At 52.3% G+C, this 20,881-nt stretch carries 20 protein-coding genes and 1 riboswitch; of the genes, 10 read left to right on the plus strand and 10 right to left on the minus strand.

Features of this window, described 5'->3' with window-relative positions:
- The first annotated feature begins 8 nt into the window (after positions 1-8).
- The 7 genes from AACZ64_RS11950 (at position 9) to AACZ64_RS11980 (ending at position 7,728) form a co-directional block, all read left to right on the plus strand.
- On the plus strand, positions 9-275 hold the full coding sequence (locus AACZ64_RS11950) for a hypothetical protein (RefSeq protein ID WP_293615418.1): 267 nt from the start codon (positions 9-11) through the stop codon (positions 273-275).
- 36 nt (positions 276-311) lie between these two features.
- The gene (locus AACZ64_RS11955; RefSeq protein ID WP_293615417.1) at positions 312-1,667 is read left to right on the plus strand and encodes a porin; all 1,356 of its coding nucleotides are present in this window, start codon (positions 312-314) and stop codon (positions 1,665-1,667) included.
- A 57-nt stretch (positions 1,668-1,724) separates the two neighbouring features.
- Positions 1,725-3,881, plus strand: a complete 2,157-nt coding sequence (locus AACZ64_RS11960; RefSeq protein WP_293615416.1) for a PQQ-dependent dehydrogenase, methanol/ethanol family — start codon at positions 1,725-1,727, stop codon at positions 3,879-3,881.
- Between the two features lie 154 nt (positions 3,882-4,035).
- Entirely contained in the window at positions 4,036-4,329 is a 294-nt protein-coding gene (locus tag AACZ64_RS11965; RefSeq protein WP_339640192.1) for a nickel-binding protein, read from the plus strand.
- 49 nt (positions 4,330-4,378) lie between these two features.
- Positions 4,379-6,481 carry a TonB-dependent receptor gene (locus AACZ64_RS11970; RefSeq protein WP_293615414.1) on the plus strand — a complete coding sequence of 701 codons (2,103 nt, stop codon included), beginning with the start codon at positions 4,379-4,381 and terminating at the stop codon, positions 6,479-6,481.
- A gap of 34 nt (positions 6,482-6,515) precedes the next feature.
- Complete coding sequence (locus AACZ64_RS11975) at positions 6,516-6,812, plus strand: hypothetical protein (protein WP_293615413.1); 297 nt, start codon at positions 6,516-6,518, stop codon at positions 6,810-6,812.
- A 46-nt stretch (positions 6,813-6,858) separates the two neighbouring features.
- The gene (locus tag AACZ64_RS11980) at positions 6,859-7,728 is read left to right on the plus strand and encodes a hypothetical protein (protein ID WP_339640179.1); all 870 of its coding nucleotides are present in this window, start codon (positions 6,859-6,861) and stop codon (positions 7,726-7,728) included.
- Positions 7,729-7,802: 74 nt separating this feature from the next.
- Here the strand turns inward: AACZ64_RS11980 and AACZ64_RS11985 are convergent, their stop codons facing one another.
- The 7 genes from AACZ64_RS11985 to AACZ64_RS12015 all read right to left on the minus strand — a co-directional run bounded on the left by AACZ64_RS11985 (position 7,803) and on the right by AACZ64_RS12015 (position 16,104).
- Positions 7,803-8,939 (minus strand): HesA/MoeB/ThiF family protein, encoded by a 1,137-nt coding sequence (locus AACZ64_RS11985; protein WP_293615411.1) that lies wholly within the window; start codon positions 8,937-8,939, stop codon positions 7,803-7,805.
- Between the two features lie 8 nt (positions 8,940-8,947).
- A complete protein-coding gene (gene thiE / locus AACZ64_RS11990) occupies positions 8,948-10,432 on the minus strand; it encodes a thiamine phosphate synthase (protein ID WP_293615410.1) in 1,485 nt (494 codons plus the stop codon).
- A 2-nt stretch (positions 10,433-10,434) separates the two neighbouring features.
- A complete protein-coding gene (locus AACZ64_RS11995) occupies positions 10,435-11,211 on the minus strand; it encodes a thiazole synthase (RefSeq protein WP_293615409.1) in 777 nt (258 codons plus the stop codon).
- 3 nt (positions 11,212-11,214) lie between these two features.
- Positions 11,215-11,418, minus strand: a complete 204-nt coding sequence (gene thiS / locus AACZ64_RS12000) for a sulfur carrier protein ThiS (protein WP_293615408.1) — start codon at positions 11,416-11,418, stop codon at positions 11,215-11,217.
- A gap of 27 nt (positions 11,419-11,445) precedes the next feature.
- A complete protein-coding gene (thiO, locus tag AACZ64_RS12005) occupies positions 11,446-12,600 on the minus strand; it encodes a glycine oxidase ThiO (RefSeq protein ID WP_293615407.1) in 1,155 nt (384 codons plus the stop codon).
- Between the two features lie 52 nt (positions 12,601-12,652).
- Positions 12,653-14,494, minus strand: a complete 1,842-nt coding sequence (thiC, locus tag AACZ64_RS12010; protein WP_293615406.1) for a phosphomethylpyrimidine synthase ThiC — start codon at positions 14,492-14,494, stop codon at positions 12,653-12,655.
- Between the two features lie 53 nt (positions 14,495-14,547).
- A riboswitch (TPP riboswitch) is annotated at positions 14,548-14,662 on the minus strand.
- Positions 14,663-14,859: 197 nt separating this feature from the next.
- Positions 14,860-16,104, minus strand: coding sequence for an alginate export family protein (locus tag AACZ64_RS12015; protein WP_293615405.1), 1,245 nt, complete (start codon positions 16,102-16,104; stop codon positions 14,860-14,862).
- Between the two features lie 237 nt (positions 16,105-16,341).
- Here AACZ64_RS12015 and moaA point away from each other — a divergent pair, with 237 nt between their 5' ends.
- Together moaA and AACZ64_RS12025 are read left to right on the plus strand one after the other, a co-directional pair.
- Positions 16,342-17,346, plus strand: a complete 1,005-nt coding sequence (moaA, locus tag AACZ64_RS12020; protein WP_293615404.1) for a GTP 3',8-cyclase MoaA — start codon at positions 16,342-16,344, stop codon at positions 17,344-17,346.
- Positions 17,347-17,357: 11 nt separating this feature from the next.
- Entirely contained in the window at positions 17,358-18,554 is a 1,197-nt protein-coding gene (locus tag AACZ64_RS12025) for an NnrS family protein (protein WP_293615403.1), read from the plus strand.
- Positions 18,555-18,771: 217 nt separating this feature from the next.
- Here the strand turns inward: AACZ64_RS12025 and AACZ64_RS12030 are convergent, their stop codons facing one another.
- On the minus strand, positions 18,772-19,296 hold the full coding sequence (locus AACZ64_RS12030; RefSeq protein WP_293615402.1) for a cytochrome b: 525 nt from the start codon (positions 19,294-19,296) through the stop codon (positions 18,772-18,774).
- A gap of 384 nt (positions 19,297-19,680) precedes the next feature.
- Here AACZ64_RS12030 and AACZ64_RS12035 point away from each other — a divergent pair, with 384 nt between their 5' ends.
- Positions 19,681-19,887 (plus strand): hypothetical protein, encoded by a 207-nt coding sequence (locus AACZ64_RS12035; protein ID WP_339640184.1) that lies wholly within the window; start codon positions 19,681-19,683, stop codon positions 19,885-19,887.
- Between the two features lie 31 nt (positions 19,888-19,918).
- Here AACZ64_RS12035 and AACZ64_RS12040 read toward each other — a convergent pair whose 3' ends face one another.
- Together AACZ64_RS12040 and AACZ64_RS12045 are read right to left on the minus strand one after the other, a co-directional pair.
- Positions 19,919-20,329, minus strand: coding sequence for a hypothetical protein (locus AACZ64_RS12040; protein ID WP_293615400.1), 411 nt, complete (start codon positions 20,327-20,329; stop codon positions 19,919-19,921).
- A gap of 99 nt (positions 20,330-20,428) precedes the next feature.
- On the minus strand, positions 20,429-20,881 hold a 453-nt coding region (locus tag AACZ64_RS12045), incomplete at its 5' end, for an Imm26 family immunity protein (RefSeq protein WP_339640186.1).

The following is a 20,881-nucleotide window of genomic DNA, read 5'->3' on the forward strand; positions in this document are numbered from 1 at the left end:
TGTTGCGCATGGAGCTAAGTGAGTTCTTGAAGAGAGCCAGTAAAAGGGAGAGGGCTGAATTGGCGGAGGTATGCAACAACTCAGTTTCATACCTTTATCAGCTGGCAGGGAAGCATCGTTTTGCCAGCGCTTTGTTAGCAATAAAAATAGAAATAGTGTCTGGGCGAATAGCAAAAAAATCTGATGGAAGGCTTGATCTGGTTCCCAGGGAAAGCCTTGTCAGGTATCCGGAAATATTTATGGATATAAATAAAATAATTTCAGAAGTGTTTTAAAAATAATAAGTTATCAATTATAAGGATATTGTAAATATGATTATTTTAAATAATAAAAAATTATCTATTAATTTTATTCTAATATGCTTTTTTGTTCATTTTCCGCTAATTGCCTTTTCTGATGAAGGTATCAATCCATCATGGAATATATCCGGGTGGATTAATGAGAGCATATCTTATTACGATGATGGTGAAGGTAGTGATGCGGTTCAGATCTCCGATAATGGTACTACGTTAGGTAGTCGGATTACCTTTTCTGGCTCGGCAACTCTGCCGGGAGAATTGAATGCGGGTTTTGATGTAACTATCGAACCCTTCTCCGGTAATCCAAACTTTCTGGATGGCATTGAAAGTGGCCAGATTACACCGCTTGTCTTTTCCAACCAGGATAATCTGGATTCTTTTAATGGTGGTGATATCGGATTGCTTGGAAGCAGTATTTTCATTGGAGGTAGCTGGGGCAAGGTTACCATTGGTTTGCAGAGCATGCCGACAGATAACATAGGTGTGTTGGGTGATCCCTCAATGACTATTTGGTCAGGTGTCGGAGCCTTGTTTCGTGGCTCCGGTTTTTTTATCCGCGGCGCGGAGGGTGCTGGCCTGTTAGAAGGCGGAGCAACTTGGGGTAGCTTTGCTCAATGCATGACGCTAAATGGTTTGGGTATTGGAATCGACTGTAATGGGGTTTACCGCAATGGTGTTCGGTATGACCTTCCAGCTTTTGGTCCCGTTAGTATTGCCGTCGGTTATGCAAACGATGACATCTATGACATTGCTGCTAAATACAGTGACAAAGTTGGTGATATGGAACTGAGGTTTCATGTCGGTTATGCCTATAACGCCGATGGCGGTGCAAATGTTGCTGAGCGAACAGTAACCACAGTTGCTGGTGTAGATACCGGGATGACGGCCGGTGGAGATCCTGTTTTGGTAGATGTTACTTCTGTGTCATTGGGTGATACAGAAACAGAAATGCTGACCATGCAGATGGGTTTGATGGATACAGCAACAGGCTTGTTTGGTTCATTTACCTGGCAGCATGAAGAGGCCAGTGGTGATGTCTCTGAGTTCGCAGAGGATGAGAATAATGCCTATTACACCAAGCTGGGCATCCGTAAGCGTTGGAACAAGCTGGGTGATACGGCCTTTTATGCCGAGTATGGACAATATGATGATCAATACAGTGCACTGCTTGGAGAGCAAGGTGTGACAGGTTCTAAATTGACTCGTACCGGTATGGCGTTAGAGCAATATTTCGGTAGCAAGATGATTGTGTATATGAAATATGAGCAGCTGGATGTCGATGTTGAGGGAACCGATGCTGTAGAAGAAATCTATGACGATGTCGATGAGCTTAATCTGTTTTCAATGGGCGTCACTTACTTCTTCTAAGCCCCATGCGGACCTCGTCAATAAAAATAATCCTATACAAGGAAGGGAGTTAAACAAATGAATATTTCTCGTGTTAAAAAGACCAGGAAGCTGGCCACGGTTTGTGTGATGGGGACATTGCTGTCCATGACGCTATCCACAGTAACAGTAGCGGCCGACCATGCCAGAAATATAACTGACAAAGAAATTAACGAAACATCCAATACAGCCGATTGGCTTGCCTATGGGCGGACACACTCGGAACAGAGGTTTAGTCCGCTTAAAGATATCAACGTAAAGAATGTCGGCAAACTCAAACCGGAGTGGTATTTCGACATCCCAGACAAAACCGATATGGCGAGCACACCACTGGTTGTTGATGGTGTTATGTACCATATTGGTCATTTGAATGTCGTTAGGGCCATTGATGCTCGTACAGGTAAGAAGCTCTGGGAATACGACCCTAAAGTTGCTAAAGAGGTTTTAGGCAAGAGTATGCGTCGTGTGTTTTGGGGCAACAGCCGAGGTCTTTCAACCTATGGTGACAAGCTCTATATCGCTACTTGGGATGGTCGTATTGTGGCCATCACGAGAAAGGACGGTAAGGAGGTCTGGCAAACCAGAACCTTTCCTGCAGATTCACAATTGAACATTACCGGTCATGTCAAAGCATTTGATGGCAAGTTGTTTGTTGGCAATGGCGGCACGGAAATAGGTCCCACGCGTGGTTTTGTAACGGCTTATGATACTGAGACCGGTGAGAAGCTCTGGCGCTGGTACCTTGTTCCTGGTAACCCTGCTGATGGTTTTGAAAACGAAGCGATGGAAATGGCGGCTAAAACCTGGACCGGGAAATGGTGGGAGCACGGTGGTGGTGGTAACGCCTGGCACGCATGGACATATGATGAGGAATTTGACCAAATCATATTTGGTACCGGTAATGGATCTCCCTGGAATAGAAAAATTCGTAGCCCTGAAGGCGGTGACAACCTGTTTCTGAGTTCTGTTGTGGCGCTTGATGCTGACACTGGTAAGTATAAGTGGCATGTCCAGACAGCCCCCGGCGATACTTGGGACTATAACTCGAATATGGATATCGTTCTTGCCGATCTTAATATTGATGGTAAAGATGTAAAGGCTGCGATACATGCACCCAAAAATGGGTTCTTCTATGTGATCGATCGTACGAATGGCAAGGTGTTGTCTGCTGAAAAGTACGTGGAAGCCAATTGGTCCACCAAGTTCGATCTCGAAAAGCAGCGGCACGTGATACCAGAAAGCTCTTTTTACCCTGATGGAAAGAAAAATATCTACCCATCTTTCTGGGGTGGGCATAACTGGCACGCCATGTCCTTCAATCCGGAATTGGGATTGGCCTTTATCCCGTCTATGCATTTATCAGTGGATTTCACAGATGCGGGTAAGGATACAGATACGAACTTTCGCGCCACTAAATTTAGGTTTGGGCTTGGCGTAGGGGCCGCTCTGAAGACCATGCCGGGTAAGCCTCTTGGATCGCTCCAGGCCTGGGATCCAGTGACCCAGAAGCGTGTCTGGGAAGTAGAGCAGCCATTTGCTTGGGCTGGCGGCACACTGACCACGGCCGGTAACCTTGTCTTTCAGGGGCACCCTGATGGAAAATTTAAGGCTTACGATGCTCGAAATGGTGAAGTGGTTTGGGAATATGATGCCGGCTTAGGTATCTCCTCACCGCCTATCACCTATAAGCTCGATGGAAAACAAATGGTTGCCATAATGATTGGTCCCGGTGGTGGCTATACCTCTAACTTCCAAGGGTCTGGAGACGTGGGCTTTGAAAGCCATGGTTGGAAATATGGGCTTCATCAGCGCCGTATGATTACGTTCGCACTGGATGGCAAGGCTAATGTTCCAGCGCAACCTGCCCCTGAAGTTGCCAAGCCAATCGTTGATATGAACTTCAAGGTTGATGAAGAAAAAGCTGCAGCCGGTGCTGGTGTTTATGCGCTTGATCTTTGTATTGCCTGTCACGGTGCTGGCGCCGTATCAGGTGGCGTAAAAGGGCCAGATCTCCGTGCCTCCACAATCCCTCTGGACAAGAAAGCGTTCGAGTCGGTTGTTCGTGATGGCGCACTTCTTGGGAATGGGATGCCTAAGTACCACACCCTCAGTGATGAGGATCTTGAGAACTTGCGGCACTATATCCGTCAGCAGGCGCATGGAGGGGCGGCACATGCCGATGCCGCTGGTCACTAACCTCTCTAGGGGAGGGTTTCAAGTGGTAAAGCAACAGTGTGAATTATTGACCAGGTAATAGGTGAGGGCGGGATCCAGGCTCGATCGGGTAAGGATTCCGCCTGTTTAAAACATATCAAGCTGGCTTCTTAATATGGGCGATAAGGTGAAAAAAATGCTGTCAAGATATTTTATTGAAAGAAATATAAAAGATATTGCCTCAATGGATGGGGATGGTCGGAAAAAAACATCCTGTCACTCGAATAACGTATTGTTTGAAATGCAGCAAGAAGGTAAGCATATACAATGGGAATATTCATATATCGCCGAAGATAAAACATTTTGTTTTTATCTTTCGGATTCTGTTGATTTGATTTATGAGCATTCTCAAAGAAGTGGCTTCCCTGTTGATAGAGTTTGCGAAGTATTTGATTCGATTGATCCAACCACATCCGGTGATAGGCTTTAGTCGTTTTTTATCATTAAATTGATTTGTTTTTTCGATAAAGGGATGTGTCGTGGTAGCTATAAATAAATCGATGCTTGCACTTCTACTGTGCATGCTTTCCGCGAATAGCTTTTCAGAAAAAATGGTTGAGACGGGTGATTCAGACAAACCTGAACAAATTCTGGATACCGTGGTAGTGACGGGAGTACGTGAGGAACAGGCGCTAAAAAAAATGGCTGGCAACACGTCAGTGGTGCCGCTTCAGGCTTTAAACCTTACTGCTCATACTCATTTTCAGGAAGTATTGGTCAGGGTGCCCGGTGCGAATTTTGCTCGGGGTAACGGACAGGAATACCTGCCCTCTATACGTTCTCCCGTGCTCACGGGTGCAGGGGGCTGCGGTAGTGTGCTTTCCGCAGTAGATGGTATACCAGTAAGGGCTTCAGGTTTTTGTAATATTAATGAGTTGTTTGATGCGCATACGGAAATGGCAGAGCGTGTTGAAGTGATCCGAGGCCCAGGCAGTGCTCTGTATGGAGCGAATGCGATGAATGGTATTGTGAATATCATTACCCCGAATCCAACATTGCATCCTGAATATAGGATGAGTCTTGAAGGCGGACCTCATGATTACTTGAGGACGAAATATTCCGCATCAGGTACTCAGGGTGCTCACGGTTTTCGAGCGGATGTGTCACTGAGTCACGATGGCGGATACCGTGATGATTCAGGATTCGCTCAGCAGAAATTCACGTTCAAACACGCTTATAGTAAAAAGGCGTTGACGATGACCACATCCTTGTCAATGACCAACCTGAACCAGGAAACTGCTGGTTATATAGTAGGCAAGGATGCCTACAAAATTACCCATCTAAGGAATGATAATCCTAACCCCGAGGCTTACCGGGACACACAGAGTGCACGCTTTTCCAGCCGGATAGATTATCAGTTGACTGATCGCGCGTTGATTACTGTGACACCTTATCTTCGTTATACAGATATGAATTTTCTTCAGCATTTCCTGCCGGGTACTCCCCTGGAAGAAAATGGTCAGAAGAGTTTCGGCCTACAAAGTGCCTACCACAATAGGCTCAGGAATGATCTGACTATCGTCACTGGTGTTGACGTGGAATACACCTCGGCGTTTCTGAAGCAGAGCCAGGATACCCCGACAGAGGGTTCGGTATTCCTGATGGCGACGATTCCAGAGGGTAAGCACTATGATTATGAAGTCGATACTGTAGTGGTGGCACCCTTTATTCATACCAATTGGCAGCTGACAGAGCGACTGGCGCTGACAGCCGGGTTGCGTTACGAAATGCTCAGGTATAACTACGATAATCGTATGCTTAGTGGTAGAACCGATGAAAATGGTATTCCCTGCGGGTTTGGGGGATGCCGGTATAGTCGTCCTGCGGATCGAACCGACAGGTTTGAGAATTGGTCGCCGAAATTGGGACTACTCTATGACCTTACGGACAATCACCAGATCTACCTGAATCTTGCCCAGGGTTTCCGTGCTCCCCAGGCTGTTGAGTTGTACCGCCTCCAAAGAGAGCAAGTAGAGGCCGAGCTGGATTCGGAGGAGCTACTGAGTGCCGAGCTTGGGTTCAGGGGGCAGGCAGAAAATCTATCTTATGAGCTGGCGTTGTTTGCGATGAAGAAACGAAATGAGATTTTTCGCGACTCTGACTTTTTTAACGTTGCAGATGGGGAGATTCGCTCCAGAGGTGTGGAACTCGCTTTCGCTTATCAGTTTAATAACCAGTTTGATCTTGCTCTGGCAGCCAGTTACGTGAAGCACGAGTACAGCGATGACCGCCTTTCCGGCGGTATAGACATTGATGGTAATGAGGTGGATACCGCGCCTAAACATTTTGGCAGTGCCAGGCTGGGTTGGGATTTTCGCTCTTCTGGCAGGGTAGAACTAGAGTGGCTGAACCAAGGGAAATACTATACCGATCCTGAAAATGAACACCGCTACGATGGCCATAATTTGTTTAATCTCTATGGTTACTGGCAAGTGACTCCACATTGGAAACTGAATCTACGTGTAACCAATCTGGCAGATCGAAAATATGCCGAACGAGCAGACTATACCAGCTTTAGTGGGAATCGCTATTTTCCAGGTGAACCTAGGTCAATTTATTTTGGAGTAGCGAGAAAGTGGTAAAAAAAATAATTAAATAAAAGGTGGGGATTGATGTATGAAAAGCGCTGAGAACAAGATTTTTGAAATTGATGGAGCAAGCTTTAATCCCGAGAGTAGCAAGGAGGATTTATCCTGGCGTGAAAACTTTTCCATGTTGAAGGATGTTAGTCATATTTCGAGTTGTATAGAAGGGTTGGCATTTATTAGAAGAGAGTTTGAAAAAAATAAAGAGTCCTGTGAATGGTTCGATATTTATCATGCTGCAATTTTGGTTGAGTCTATCGAATATCTGGCAGAGTATCAGAAGTTATTATTGAGTAATCTTTGTGATTATGTCGATGGTATTCAGTAAAATTTAAGCAAGGTTATTTATGAATTATTTTAGAAGATATTTATTGATGATTCCGATTATTTTCTACTATTCAAATGTGGTGGCGTTGAATATCTTTAATTTTGAGGATTCAGATTCGGAAATTTGGAAGCATGATAAAAATCAGTATATTAGATATGAAGATTTTAATTTTGATGAGCATGGTTTGAATGATCACCCGATTGTTTTGGATGCCAATGTTGTCAAGGTCGGAATCTCTTCTTTGAAGTGGATGGATGATTTATCCGATAATTTTTTTAACTCTAAAACAATTTTTGATGAGGGTCACATCTCCATATTAAGCCAGTTTCTGGTAGAAGGCCTTAAAAAATCATCCGCTAGAAAAGATATTATTTTTTCATTTGAAAAAGTAAAAGAAAGATTTTACGGATTAAAGAAATCTTCATATTTCATTTCTGGAAGAGCTTTTTATAAGAATGGAAAACTGAATATTATATTGGGTGAGTATGAGAAGCCGAGAAATATCGGTTATGAGGCAGCATACGATCCTTCTAATGTCGGTATAGTAGGTTACCATTTAAGCCATGGCAGTAGAGAAATAGGTAGAAGCGAAGCATTGTGGTCTGAAAAAAAACTTTTTTTGGTTGATGGTTTAAGCCAGGGAGGAATTAATAATGACCATTTTGGCTGGATTTCTATCGATCTTGATAAGGTGATTAAATCGGTTGCGTATCTGAAAGATACGGAAAGAAAAAAAGAACTATTAAAAAATCGCAAAGAGATAGAAGAGGTGATGTCTTTATCGAATTATAAACACAATAATACGGTAGGAGGCGTGGAAGAAAGATTGGTGGTTTTGAATTCCCTTAGAGAGAAAAACCTTATTTCAGAGGATGAATATCTGTCAAAAAGGAAGGAAATTTTAGGTGACCTATAATCCTGTGTCGCATTCTATGTCTGGGGTGTTCAAGCGTTGTGTCAGCCCAATAATGTCTTAATCACTTCGTTGTTCTATTTCATTTCCTGTGCCTCAATAAAACGTAGCCAGGCCAGTAGCCCGCCATCCAGGCTGGCCCCGTTGAAGCCCAGCTCTTTCAAAAGCGCCAGTGCTTTGCCACTGCGAACGCCACTCTGGCAGTAGCAGAGCACAGTTTCCACACCCTCCAGTTCCGTCAGTCGTTGCGGTAGTTCATCGAGCGGAATGTGTTGTCCGCCGATATGGAATGCCTGACGCTCGGTCGGGCTGCGCACATCCAGTAACACACAATCACCCTGGCGGTGGCGATTCCGGAAGTCCTCAGGATTTAATCGAGTGCCTTCTCTGGTGTCGATATCTCTTGTGTCGAGAGTGCACTGGGGCGGAGTTTCTCGTGGCAAGTTGGGAGCGCCAGCCAGATTGGCGCAGGCGGCGCAGTTGTCGCTACGGGTCAATTGTATGGAGCGAAATTCCAGATTTAGGGCGTCCACCAGCAACAGATGATTTTGCAGCGGTGTCGGCAGTCCCAGCAGGTATTTGATGGCTTCATTAGCCTGTAATACCCCTAGCAGCCCCGGCAATACGCCGATTACCCCGGCGCTGTTGCAGTCCTCCACATTGATGGGGGGCTCTGGAAACAGGCAGCGGAAACAGGCATTGCCGGGGGTAAACAGGGCGCACTGGCCAAAGAATTTCTGGATGCTGGCGAACAGCCAGGGTTTGCCGAGAGCGCAGCAATAGTCGTTGATCAGGTAGCGGGCACTGAAGTTGTCGGTACAGTCCACTACCAGATCGGCAGAGCCCACCAGCTCAGCAGCGTTGTCAGAACCGAGAAAAGCCTCGACGGCATCGACGCGGATATCCGGATTGAGTCGCAGCAGGCGATCTTTGGCGGCACGGGCCTTGGACTGTCCCACCTGGTTGTGCTCGAAGATGATCTGCCGCTGCAGGTTGCTGGTGTCCACGACATCACCGTCTACCAGCGTGAGGTGACCGATTCCGGCGGCGGCCAGATAAAGCGCCACCGGCGAACCCAGTCCACCGGCACCAATCACCAGAATATGGGACTGTTTCAATTTCAGTTGTCCGGCAGCGCCCACTTCCGGCAGCTGGATGTGCCGGGTATAGCGCAGCCATTCGCTGGCACTGAAGCTGGTTATGTTTTCATTCATGGCTCACCCTACTCCGGTTTAATGGCAGCTGCCAATAAAGAGTGGAACTCCCTGCAGGTCTGTTCAGGATCATCTGCCCGGGTGATAGCGGTAATCATAGCCACACCACTGACTCCGGTCGCGGCGACGCTTGGCATTCGCTCCTGATTGATACCGCCGATGGCCACCAGCGGATAATCCAGCATGTTCTGCCAGTAGCTCAGTCCGGTGGGTCCCTGGGGTGTCCAGGGCATGTCCTTGGTGGTGGTGTGGTAGATCGGGCCGCAGGCGATATAGGAGGGGTTGAAGCTGTGGGCCCGGGCAACCTCGTAGTGACAGTGGCTGCTGATGCCCAGTCGCAGGCCGGCGCGGTGAATGGCCTCGATATCGGCGTCATCCAGATCTTCCTGGCCCAGGTGCACGCCATAGGCGCCCAGCTCCACGGCCAGTTGCCAGTGATCGTTGATAAACAGGCGGCAGTTGTAGTGGCGGGCGGTCTCGACGGCCATGCTGACTTCCCGCTTCAAGGCATCCCCCTCCAAGTCCTTGACTCGTAACTGCACGGTAGTGATGCCGGTGGGCAACAGGCGCGCCAGCCAGGCCGCCCGGTCGACGATGGGATACAGTCCCAGTGGGGTATTGGCGCAGGGCGGGAAGGCCCGCGCTTCAGGATCGATATTTGCGGAGCGGGTCAGCAGGGGCAAGTCATACTGCTGATTGGGGAAATGGCTGATGGCCACCGGACCACCGTCGTCGGCAATGCCATAGCCCTGCCTGAGCCCCTGATTGATGTCCATCTTGCCGATCACTACCGCGTCCGCCAGGGCATAACCGAGTGCCAGGGCTGCGGCGATGGCGGAGGAGAGGGCGCAACCGGTGCCTCGGCTGTGGTCAGTTGTCAGCCGCGGACTGGTGAGCCAGAAGGTCTGCTCTTCGGAACAAAAAAAGTCCTGGCTTAACGGCCCCTTGCCGTGGCCCCCTTTTAGCAGCACGGCTTTGACGCCGGTAGCCAGCAGGGCGCGGGCGGCGATCTCTACGTCGTCGCTGTTGCCAATGGTCAGTCCGCTGAGCTTTTCCGCCTCCTGCCGGTTGGGGGTGAGCAGAGTGCACAGCGGCAGCAGTTTAGACTTGAGTGCGACCGTCAGGTCTGATTCCGTCAGGGCGTCGCCGCAACTGCCGGCCAGCACCGGGTCATACACCAGCGGCACACTGCTGTTTTCCACAAAGGCGCGGATAGTGGCAAGTTGTGCTCCACCGGGAATCAGCCCCACCTTGATGGCGGCGATCGGTAAGCTTTCCACGGCGCGCAGTTGTTCTGCCAGCACTGCGCTGTCCACAGGCTGGATGGCCAGTACCTCGCGGTTGTTCTGGGCCGTATTGGCGGTGATCGCCGCCGCACCGTGTACGCCCATGGCGGCCAGGGTGCGGATATCCATCTGCACCCCGGCCATGCCGGCGCAATCGCTGCCGGCGATGGTGAGGACTACAGGCTTGGTCCGATGTGTCGCTGACATGTTCAGGGCTTCCAGAACGGTGTGCCCAGTACCGGGGTACTGGGCTGGGCCATATCCCGGGCAGGCATGACACCGGCTTCGTAGGCCAGACGGCCGGCGCTGACAGCGTGCTTAAAGGCCCTGGCCATGGCCACCGGATCGCTGGCCTGGGCCACGGCGGTATTGAGCAGTACGCCGTCGTAACCCATCTCCAGCGCTTGGGCCGCGTGGGACGGTGCGCCGATGCCGGCGTCGACAATCAGGGTGATATCGGGCATTCGCTGGCGCAACGTATTCAGTGCGTAGGGGTTGATCAGCCCCTTGCCGGTACCAATCGGGGCGCCCCAGGGCATCAGAATACGGCAGCCGGCATCCACCAGCTTCTCGCACAGCACCAAATCGTCGGTGCAGTAGGGTAATACCTCGAAGCCCTGTGAAATCAGCTCCCGGGTCGCCTCCAGCAACCCGAACGGGTCCGGCTGCAGGTTGTATTCGTCGCCGATGACTTCCAGTTTGATCCAGCGGGTATCGAACAGCTCCCGGGCCATCTGCGCGGTGGTAATGGCCTCCTTCACCGAATGACAGCCGGCAGTGTTGGGCAGCAAGTGCAGATCCAGTTCTCGCAACAGCGCCCAGAAATCATTGCCCCCTCCGGCGGATGGATTCTGGCGGCGCAGGGACAGGGTGACCACCCCGGCGCCGGAAGCGCGGATGGCATCCTGCATGATGCTTGGTGAGGGATACAGCGCCGAGCCGATCAGCAGTCGGCTCTCCAGGGATTGATCGGCCAGTTGCCACATGCTTCAGCCCCCCTGCATCGGTACGAGCAGTTCGATCTGGTCGCCGTCCCGGAGCTGCGTGGCAGCGTAATTTGCCCGGGGGACGAACACGTCATTGATGGCGATGGCAAAGCCTTCGCCGGGTGGCTGCCACCGGGCCAAGGCCTCGGCCAGGCAGGTCGGGTCTTCCAGTTGTTTCTGTTCGCTGTTCAGCCAGACGGTAATCAAGGTTGCACCTTTGTGTTGTCCAGAGTTTCAGGCGGGAACCGCCAGGGGTTGAATCAGTTCGGCATAGGGAGAGCGGTAGCTTTCCCCGCTTTCCAGCCAGTTCACCACTTCCCGGGCCACTACCGGTGCCAGCAAAAAGCCGTGTCGGAACAGGCCGTTGGCGCGGATCAGTCCGTCCTGCCAACGGATGGCCGGTAAATTGTCCGGCAGCGCCGGGCGGCAGTTGACCCGGGTGGAAACGATCTCCGCCTCGCCGAAGCCGGGGTGCAGGCTGTAGGCGGCGGACAGCAGTTCCAGGCTGGAGCGCACGGTAATCGGCTCCATGCTATCGCTTTCGATCTGGGTGGCGCCGATGATGTAGATATCATCGGGTCGCGGCACCACGTAGATGCGGTAGCGTGGGTGCATCAATCGCACCAGGTGCTTGAGCTTCACCTCCGGCGCCCGCAGCCACATCAGTTCGCCGCGCACGCCGCGCAATTGTGGCCAGTCGGCTTTGGCAGCGAGACCGCGGCAGTCGATCACCCAGTCGAAGCGGTAGCTCTCACTCCCGGCGCGCAGACTGTGTGGGGCGAGTTGTTCCACCGGGGTTTCCGGGAACCAGCTGACGTGGGGATTGGCCAACAGGGCGTCCGCCAGACAGGCCATGGCCTGTTCGTTGTCCACCCAGGATTCCTCCGGTAGGTAGGTGGCCTCACTGAAGCGGTCCGCCAGTTCCGGTTCCAGGTCCGCCAGTTGCGCGGCATTTAACTGCTGGAACTGCTCGGCTGTCGGATGCAGTTTGTTCTGCACTTGTTGGTTGAAGTGGCGGTGGTCGGCGCGATCGCCGGGATGGGCCACAATCAGGCTGCCCAGTTGGCGCAAGCAGAGGTCGCAGTCCGGTTCATGGGACTGGTCGCAGGGACTGTCGCACTGGGTGTGGCAGCGGCCACTGCCGGCGACTGACAACGCATCGGCCATGGCCGACCACAGGGGCAGGGAAGCCATGCCCATGGCGTGGATGGCGAGCTCCGCCGAGGCCACTTCCGAGTAGGGGGTAAGCATGCCGGCGGCGGTGTAGGCCGCAGCATCGCCGCTGTGAATGGGGTCGCGGTCGAAGATGCTGAGCCGGTGCCCGCGCTGGCTTAACTGCCAGGCGAGTACCCGACCCATAATGCCGGCGCCGACAATGGCTATCTGCATGGGTTATTTCCCCTGGGGGGCAAGAAAAGGGCGGTTGTGTCTTGCACCGGCCTCAGTCCTCCCGCACCTGGATGTAGATGTCGCCGCCTTTCGCACGAAATTCCTCGGATTTCTCCCGCATACCCTGTTCAGCCGCTGCGTAGTCGCGCACGTCCTGACTGATCTTCATGGAGCAGAATTTGGGTCCGCACATGGAACAGAAGTGGGCCACCTTGGCGGAGTCCTTGGGCAGGGTTTCGTCGTGAAACGCCAGTGCCCGCTCCGGATCGAGGCTGAGGTTGAACTGGTCCTCCCAGCGAAATTCGAAACGTGCCTTGGAGATCATGTCGTCCCGGTAGCGGGCGCCGGGATGGCCCTTGGCGATGTCGGCGGCGTGGGCGGCGATCTTGTAGGTGATGATGCCTTCCTTGACGTCTTCCCGGTTGGGTAGGCCCAAATGTTCCTTGGGGGTCACGTAGCAGAGCATGGCGCAGCCGAACCAGCCGATCATGGCGGCGCCGATACCGCTGGAGAAGTGGTCGTAGCCGGGGGAGATGTCCACGGTCAGTGGCCCCAGGGTGTAGAACGGCGCCTCGTGGCAGTGTTCCAACTGCATGTCCATGTTTTCCTTGATCATGTGCATGGGCACGTGACCGGGCCCCTCGATCATCACCTGCACATCGTGCTTCCAGGCGATCTGGGTCAGCTCGCCGAGGGTTTTCAGTTCGCCGAACTGGGCCTCGTCGTTGGCGTCCGCCAGGCATCCGGGGCGCAGCCCGTCACCCAGGGAGAAGCTGACATCGTAGGCCTTCATGATCTCGCAGATGTCCTCGAAATGGGTGTAGAGGAAACTCTCCTGGTGGTGGGCGATACACCACTTGGCCATGATGGAGCCGCCGCGGGAGACGATGCCGGTAACCCGATCGGCGGTCAGTGGCACGTAGCGCAGCAGCACCCCGGCGTGGATGGTGAAGTAGTCCACCCCCTGTTCCGCCTGCTCGATCAGGGTGTCCCGAAATACCTCCCAGGTGAGGTCTTCGGCGACGCCGTTGACCTTTTCCAGGGCCTGGTAAATCGGCACGGTACCGATGGGTACCGGCGAGTTGCGGACGATGTAGTCGCGGGTGGCGTGGATGTGCTTGCCGGTGGACAGGTCCATCACCGTGTCGCCGCCCCAGCGGGTGGACCACACCAGCTTTTCCACTTCCTCTTCGATATTCGAGGTGAGGGCGGAGTTGCCGATATTGGCGTTGATCTTCACCAGGAAGTTGCGACCGATAATCATCGGCTCCAACTCCGGGTGGTTGATATTGGCGGGGATGATGGCCCGGCCCTCGGCCACTTCTTTTCTGACGAATTCCGGGGTAATGGGCTGCAGGTTGGCGCCCATGGCGTTGCCGGCGAGGCGCTTGTTGCGTTCCTCGGTGGTGAATTCGTTGTTCAGCGCCTCCCGGGCCTGATTCTCGCGCAGGGCGATATATTCCATCTCCGGGGTGACGATGCCCTGTCGCGCATAGTGTATCTGGGTGACGTTGCCTCCGGCTTTGGCGCGGCGGGGCTGACGCTGCAGCGCTTCATTATAGAATTTGAAGGCTTTGTCCTGTCCCTCGTGGCCGTTGTCGATGGGCGTGATCTCGCGCCCTTCATAGAACTCGGTATCGCCGCGGGCCTCGATCCAGGCGCTGCGCAGGTCCGGCAGACCCTTGTGGACGTCGATATCCACGTCCGGGTCAGTGTAGGGGCCGGAGGTGTCGTAGACCGTTACCGCAGTACCATCGGTGAGGCCGATTTCCCGAACGGGTACCTTTACGTCGGGGTGGCCCTCGGGACTCAGATAGATTTTTCGGCTGGCGGGCAGCGGTTCACGGGTAATGAAGTTCCTGGCGGCAGGTTGCACAGGTGTTTTTGAATTCATGGTTGCTCCTCACAGGAATGAATGAATTGTGAGGCATAGAGAGATTGGCATTGCTGTAATTGAGAGCCCATCCCTACGCCGATACTAACCGGATCAGGTTCAATGGGTTCGCTGTCTCCCTTCCGGGAAAAACAGCATCTCAGCCTTGCGGCACCCCAAGAGCATGTAATGGATCATTATACGCAATCTGAGGACACTTTGAACAAGCGTATTCCCGGCTGTGGCGGTGAGCAGCGGAGTAGTTTTCCCTTGGGGAAAGTCGCTGTCAGTAAAGATAACCCGGGGTCGACGCTGATACCTCGACCCCGGGGCACTTTCCGGTCAAATACTCGCCAGTCCAACGTGTCGTTCAGGCTGACATTCGATCAGAATGTGTAGTTGACGGTAAACCAGACTTTCTCGGTATCCACCGCAAACTCGTCAGCATTGTACATGGCGTATTTCAGCTCCACCGACAGGTTCCTGTTGATCGGGTAGGTGGCGACGATGTCAAATTCTTCACCGTAATCAGCGCTGCCCTCGTCGGCATTGAAGTCGTGGTAGAAAGCGGCGAGGGACACGCCTGCCACACTGCTGGTCACCTTGAAATACAGATCTTCAATACCGTCGTTGGGGGTGACCAGGAACATGTCCGCCCAGCCCTGGAATTTGTGCAGGGTGGCCAGCGGGGTGCTGAAGGCTTTCTTACCGTCATCGCTGCCCAGCAGTTCGTAACCTATACCCAGGCCAACACCCTTGACTTTGGTGCCCAGTTCCACCAGGTAGTACTCGGCGTCGTAGTCGGTGGCATTGTCACCGTAATCGGTCTGGGATGCAGCCGCTGCGGCGACGGTGATCGGACCAAAGGCGCCGTTATATTCCACACCGTAGGTCTGGGAAGAGTTGCCGGTGACGTTTTCCACCCGGTTGTCAAAGTCCAGCAGGTAGGCGTAGACGCCGATGTTGTGTCCCGCCGCGGGCGAGTAGGACAGGTACAGGGCGTGGGAGTCGGAGTCAAAACGACGGGGCTGAGCGCCGCCAGTATCAGGTCCGAACACCCGGTTGACGTCCCAGATGTAGCTGTAGTCCAACTTGATCGGTCCGACGGGTAGTTCCAGGCGCAAGGCGTCGTAGGTCTGTTCATTCTGGCGCCAGCCCACCCCGCCGACAAAACGCTGGCCGGCATGGTTGATGCGTTGGCGACCGGCGGTACCGGCAAAGTAGTCATTCTTGTATTTCAGGAAAGCCTGGTTGATATCGGTGCCGTCCGGGTCGGCGACGATGGGATATTGTGAGGCCTTGCCATTGGACGGCGTGGCATAGCTTTCGCTGCCAATCTGGGCGACGTCATCGACCTCGAGCAGCCCCGAAAAGCCATGAAAGCTGGCGGAGGTCAGGGTCAGGCGGGATTTCAGGGTGGACGCCTTGGCGACATTCAGGGTATCGACATCCTGATCCACGTACTCATAGCGGTAGCGGAAGGACAGGTTGATATCACCCTTGGTAAAGATTTCGGACAAACTGGTGACTTCTTCGGCAGTGGCAGATGCCGTGCCAGCCATTCCCACTGCCACCATCATAATGGCGGTGGCGAAGGCCACTTTTGATTTTGTTGCAACAGCTTTTTTCATGATCTAATCCCCAATTCAGGTCGTTTCCTGAAGCCGCTACCAAAGTGGTATGGTGAATGATACCTTGGTATTAACTTAATGAATTTGAAGGAATTTTTTTCCTTCCTGTGGCAAGTTAACAGCTAATTACATGGGTAAGTTTGACTTCGATCAACGAATCGAGGCTGTCGATTCCTAAACTAGAGATCACCGGAAGAAAACACGTATTTACACTGAAGCAGTTGTGGAGCACCAGCTATGCAGAGTGAACCCCAGGCCGTTCTGGAGGATCGTTTTGGTCGCGTTGTTGACTACCTGCGTCTGTCGGTGACCGATCGCTGTGATTTTCGTTGCGTCTATTGTATGGCGGAGGACATGCGGTTTCTGCCGCGCCAGCAACTGCTCACGCTGGAAGAGATGGCTTTCCTGGGACAGGCTTTTGTATCCCTGGGAGTCAAGCGTATCCGTCTGACCGGGGGAGAGCCGCTGGTGCGCAAAAACGTCATGTCGTTGATCGGCAACCTGGGCTCGCTGCGCGGGTTGGATGAATTGACGCTCACCACCAATGGCTCCCAGTTGCGCAACACCGCCCCGGCACTGGCAGCCGCCGGTGTGCGGCGTATAAATATCAGTCTTGATTCGTTGCATCCTGAGCGTTTCAGTGCCATTACCCGCACCGGTAAACTGCCGCAAGTATTGTCTAGCATTGAGGCGGCGCAGCAGGCCGGTATCGAGCGCATCAAATTGAACAGCGTGATCGTGCGCGGTCAGAACGATGACGAGGTGGTCGCGCTGGTGGAGTTTGCCCTGGCGCGGAGTCTGGATATCAGCTTTATTGAGGAAATGCCGCTGGGCGATGTCGGCTGTCGCGATCGGCAGGGCGGGCTGGTCACCAGTGAGGAAATCCGGCAGCGAATCGGTGATTATTATCCACTGTTGGCCAGCACCGAGAGCACTGCCGGGCCGTCCCGTTACTACCGCATTGCCGGCAGCACCAGTCGCATTGGTTTTATTTCTCCCCACAGCCACAATTTTTGCGACAGTTGCAACCGGGTTCGGGTTACCTGCGAAGGCCGGTTATTACTGTGTCTCGGTAATGAACACTCGGTGGATCTGCGTGCGGTGATACGCCGTTATCCCCAAGACATGCCCGCTTTGCAGAATGCTATTGTCAATGCAATGGCATTGAAGCCGGAACGACACTATTTTTACCATGATGACAAACCGCAAGTATTGCGTTTTATGAATGCCACAGGTGGTTAACGGGAATCAGGATGACCGAAATACAAGAGCCTCAATCAAGTCATTCGCCGGCATGGCTTAACCTGGGTTTCCGGCCTTTCTTTATGGGTGCGGCCCTGTTTGCGGTGCTGTCCATGTCGATCTGGGCGGCGATTTTTCCGTTGCAAATACTCTCTCCCTTGAATGAATTGGCCCCGATCACCTGGCATGCTCATGAGATGATCTATGGCTACGCCATGGCGGTGATAGCCGGGTTCCTGCTGACAGCGGTAAAAAACTGGACCGGTTTGCAAATGCCCCGTGGACTGCCATTGTTGCTCTTGTTTTTACTGTGGCTGGTGGCGAGATTGTTGCCACTGGCGGGGCAGAGGGTGCCTCTGTTGTGGACGGCTGCCGCCGATTTGTTGTTTATGGCACTGCTGATTCCTGCCGTAGCGGTACCGGTGATCCGGGCCAGATCCCAGCGTAATTTCGTGGTGATTGCCGTGTTATCGCTATTGTTTATCGGCAACTGCCTCTTTTACCTGGGGATTTACGGGGTTGTGGCCGATGGTATCCGGCTGGGGCTGTACCTGGGTTTTTACACCATCATTGCCCTGGTGCTGATGATGGGGCGGCGGGTCATTCCCTTCTTCACCGAGCGTGGTGTCGGCTATTCGGTCACCCTGACCAACTACCTCTGGCTGGACAGGGCCGTGCCGTTCCTGATGGTCGCCTTTATTGCCGCTGAGCTGCTCGCGCCGGGAAGCCTGCCGACAATAGTCGTGGCTGCCGTTCTGACCGTACTACTGGGACTTCGCCTGTTCGGTTGGCACACCAAAGGTATCTGGCGTAAGCCATTACTGTGGGTGCTGCATGTTGCCTACGGCTTGGTGGTGGTGGGCTTTGCCCTGAACGTGGCGGCAGCCCTGACTGGCATTTCCCCGTTCCTGGCGGTGCACGCCTTTGCCCTCGGGGGCATTGGCCTGATGACCCTCGGCATGATGGCCAGGGTGTCCCTGGGGCACACCGGACGCGATATCTCTGCACCGCCCTCGGCAGTAATCTGGATGTTCCTGCTGCTTACTGGTGCTGCAATGCTGCGGGTCTTTGTCCCGCTATTGGTGCCTGCCTATTACACTCTTTGGGTTGGTCTATCCCAGTTGAGCTGGATATTGGCATTTGCGCTGTTCACTCTGTTCTACATCCCGATGCTGGTGACGCCCCGGGTGGATGGCCAGCCGGGGTAGTGTAAGAAGTGTAAGTGGGGTCAGATCAGACTTTCCATCGGATTGCAGGAATGCCATATATGACCCCATTTGTCGATCCTTAACACCCGCCATGAGGAAAGCATTGGAGTGAAGCGGCATAGTGAAACATGAGCCCCTCTCCATAGCGTTGTGAGTTTTCAACTGCTACGACAGGTTTCTGCGGCACATCTGCCTCTGAGCACCAACCACAGCCACGTCAGAGCATCCGACGCAGTAACCCGTCTTTTCGAACAAAGTGGTGCCAGAACCCCATCAGGATGTGCCCTGCTACCGTTGCCAGCAGCAGCAAGGCGATCGGCGAGTGCAACGCCCCGATGGCTGCAAGCCATGGGATTTCTTTGCCGCGAGCTAGCAGCTCCATGCCGAAGACAGTCAACCCGTAACCCTCGCCAATCATGAAACTGATGCCGGTGACCGGCAATAGCACCAGCAAGACATACATGGTGAGGTGACCGGCCTTGGCCAAGAAGCCCAGCAATGCTGGTGGCGCCGATGGGCGGTTGCCCCGGTTGCGCAAAGCCCAAACGATACGCAACACCATCAGCAACAGTATCAGCACACCAATTGAGATGTGCCACGGCACCAGTACCTGACCGACCCAGTGCTCGCCATCATTTATACGGTCGAAAATCTTCATGGCCTGCCACAAGACGAGTAGAGCAATCACCCAATGAAAAAGGCGCGAAATGGTACCGTATCGTGCTTTTGAATCACTTTTCATAAATATCTCCTTCAGACAAACCCGAATCACAAATAAATCTTTTATGCAGGGTAAGCAGTACACAGGTCTGCTTCAATTATGTTCATTTGCTGTTAACACCAAAAACCGATGGCGCGTTATCAGCCATGATGCAGGCGCTGGGACGGCGTTACGTTCGTTACTTCAATCATCAACCAGCGTAGCGGCACATTGTGGGAAGGACGCTTTAAATCGAGTGTAGTGCAGTCAGAAACCTACCTTTTACAGTGTTACCGGTATATCGAGTTGAACCCGGTGAGGGCGTCAATGGTAGGGGCCCCGGCAGAATATCCATGGTCCAGCTACCGATCAAATGGCCTTGGTGTTGATACAGGCTTATGTACACCGCACCATGAATACCTGAAGTTGGGTAGAAATAAACAGGAGCGGATGGCGGTATACCGTGCCTTATTCAAGGCCCATGTGGATGGAAAACTGATAGAAGACATCCGCAGGGCAGTGAATAAGGGGCTGGAGCTAGGGAATGAAAGCTTTAAGGATGAGGTGGAAGTGTTGTACGGCAGGCGAGTTAGGCAGGCCCGGATGGGCAGGCCGGTGAAAAGTCTGATCTGACCCCACTTATCCCTTATCTTTGTTAAATTTCTCACCCAACAACAGAGCAGCCAACAAGAATAATCATCAATACAATGTGCGGAAACGCTACAGTTGGCCGTATAGCTTGTTTAGCATATTCTAGGATTTTTGATAGACTACTGGTTTCGACTAATTGATATTCTTTGTTGAACTGAAACTCATTTCCTTCAGTTTTTTCTCTAATGTTCTTTTCAATTTTTAATAATCTGGGCTCTATTCGTGATTGAAAGGTTTTCCAGATTGCATCTTGTAGCCATAAAACCAATAAGATTAAGAATGTTGATGTCATACTGACACTAAATATTTCTGATAAAAATAACATCAGGATGCTGCTTAGCTTTATATACAATGAGTGCTTTTCGTAGCTTTCAAATTGATTTTGAAGCAAACACCACTCTGCTTCGTATTTCTTTTTTTCCATATTATTTGCTCGGAGCTAGAATGATCTTAACGCCCACATAAAAGGCGGAGCGTTAGCGACGTCCAGCGCAACGAAGTGGAGCGGTTTTTGATGTGCTTGTTAACTGTTGGTGACATACTTCTTTTCTGCCAAGTTCTTTAAAACCGAATAGCCCATTGTAACTATGTCGTCAGTTTTGGTTCGTGGGCTATCACCGAGGAAGCTAAATGATGACTTACCCAATATGCTTCCTCCTGTTGTTTGAATAGCCTTTAGATGAGCTTCTCCTAATTTCAAGATTTCTGCCTCTCTAATGCTGTCCTCCGTAGGCAGTTGCTCCCCAGTCCAATCAATTAATGCAGCCAGAAATGAACTCGTGCTCACTTTGTTATCGTGAAGGTCCGTTAGCTTCGCTACAACAACACCGCTCGCATAGCTTCCGTTGCTTAATGGAATTGCCCAGAACTGTCCAGGTTCAATATATGAAGTAGATTTAGGTTCAAATGGATATTTCATACAGTGGTCATACCCAAAAAAAGTAGACACTCTAACTATGCGGCTACTGCCGCAATC

The sequence above is a fragment of the uncultured Porticoccus sp. genome, assembly GCF_963975625.1.
Classification (GTDB): domain Bacteria; phylum Pseudomonadota; class Gammaproteobacteria; order Pseudomonadales; family Porticoccaceae; genus Porticoccus.

Bases quoted from the DNA above. Each gene is read 5' to 3' on its own strand.
- AACZ64_RS11950 (WP_293615418.1), top strand. From the start codon at position 9: ATGGAGCTAAGTGAGTTCTTGAAGAGAGCCAGTAAAAGGGAGAGGGCT.
- AACZ64_RS11955 (WP_293615417.1), top strand. From the start codon at position 312: ATGATTATTTTAAATAATAAAAAATTATCTATTAATTTTATTCTAATA.
- AACZ64_RS11960 (WP_293615416.1), top strand. From the start codon at position 1,725: ATGAATATTTCTCGTGTTAAAAAGACCAGGAAGCTGGCCACGGTTTGT.
- AACZ64_RS11965 (WP_339640192.1), top strand. From the start codon at position 4,036: ATGCTGTCAAGATATTTTATTGAAAGAAATATAAAAGATATTGCCTCA.
- AACZ64_RS11975 (WP_293615413.1), top strand. From the start codon at position 6,516: ATGAAAAGCGCTGAGAACAAGATTTTTGAAATTGATGGAGCAAGCTTT.
- AACZ64_RS11980 (WP_339640179.1), top strand. From the start codon at position 6,859: ATGATTCCGATTATTTTCTACTATTCAAATGTGGTGGCGTTGAATATC.
- AACZ64_RS11985 (WP_293615411.1), bottom strand. From the start codon at position 8,939: ATGAATGAAAACATAACCAGCTTCAGTGCCAGCGAATGGCTGCGCTAT.
- thiE (WP_293615410.1), bottom strand. From the start codon at position 10,432: ATGTCAGCGACACATCGGACCAAGCCTGTAGTCCTCACCATCGCCGGC.
- AACZ64_RS11995 (WP_293615409.1), bottom strand. From the start codon at position 11,211: ATGTGGCAACTGGCCGATCAATCCCTGGAGAGCCGACTGCTGATCGGC.
- thiO (WP_293615407.1), bottom strand. From the start codon at position 12,600: ATGCAGATAGCCATTGTCGGCGCCGGCATTATGGGTCGGGTACTCGCC.
- thiC (WP_293615406.1), bottom strand. From the start codon at position 14,494: ATGAATTCAAAAACACCTGTGCAACCTGCCGCCAGGAACTTCATTACC.
- AACZ64_RS12015 (WP_293615405.1), bottom strand. From the start codon at position 16,104: ATGAAAAAAGCTGTTGCAACAAAATCAAAAGTGGCCTTCGCCACCGCC.
- moaA (WP_293615404.1), top strand. From the start codon at position 16,342: ATGCAGAGTGAACCCCAGGCCGTTCTGGAGGATCGTTTTGGTCGCGTT.
- AACZ64_RS12025 (WP_293615403.1), top strand. From the start codon at position 17,358: ATGACCGAAATACAAGAGCCTCAATCAAGTCATTCGCCGGCATGGCTT.
- AACZ64_RS12030 (WP_293615402.1), bottom strand. From the start codon at position 19,296: ATGAAAAGTGATTCAAAAGCACGATACGGTACCATTTCGCGCCTTTTT.
- AACZ64_RS12040 (WP_293615400.1), bottom strand. From the start codon at position 20,329: ATGGAAAAAAAGAAATACGAAGCAGAGTGGTGTTTGCTTCAAAATCAA.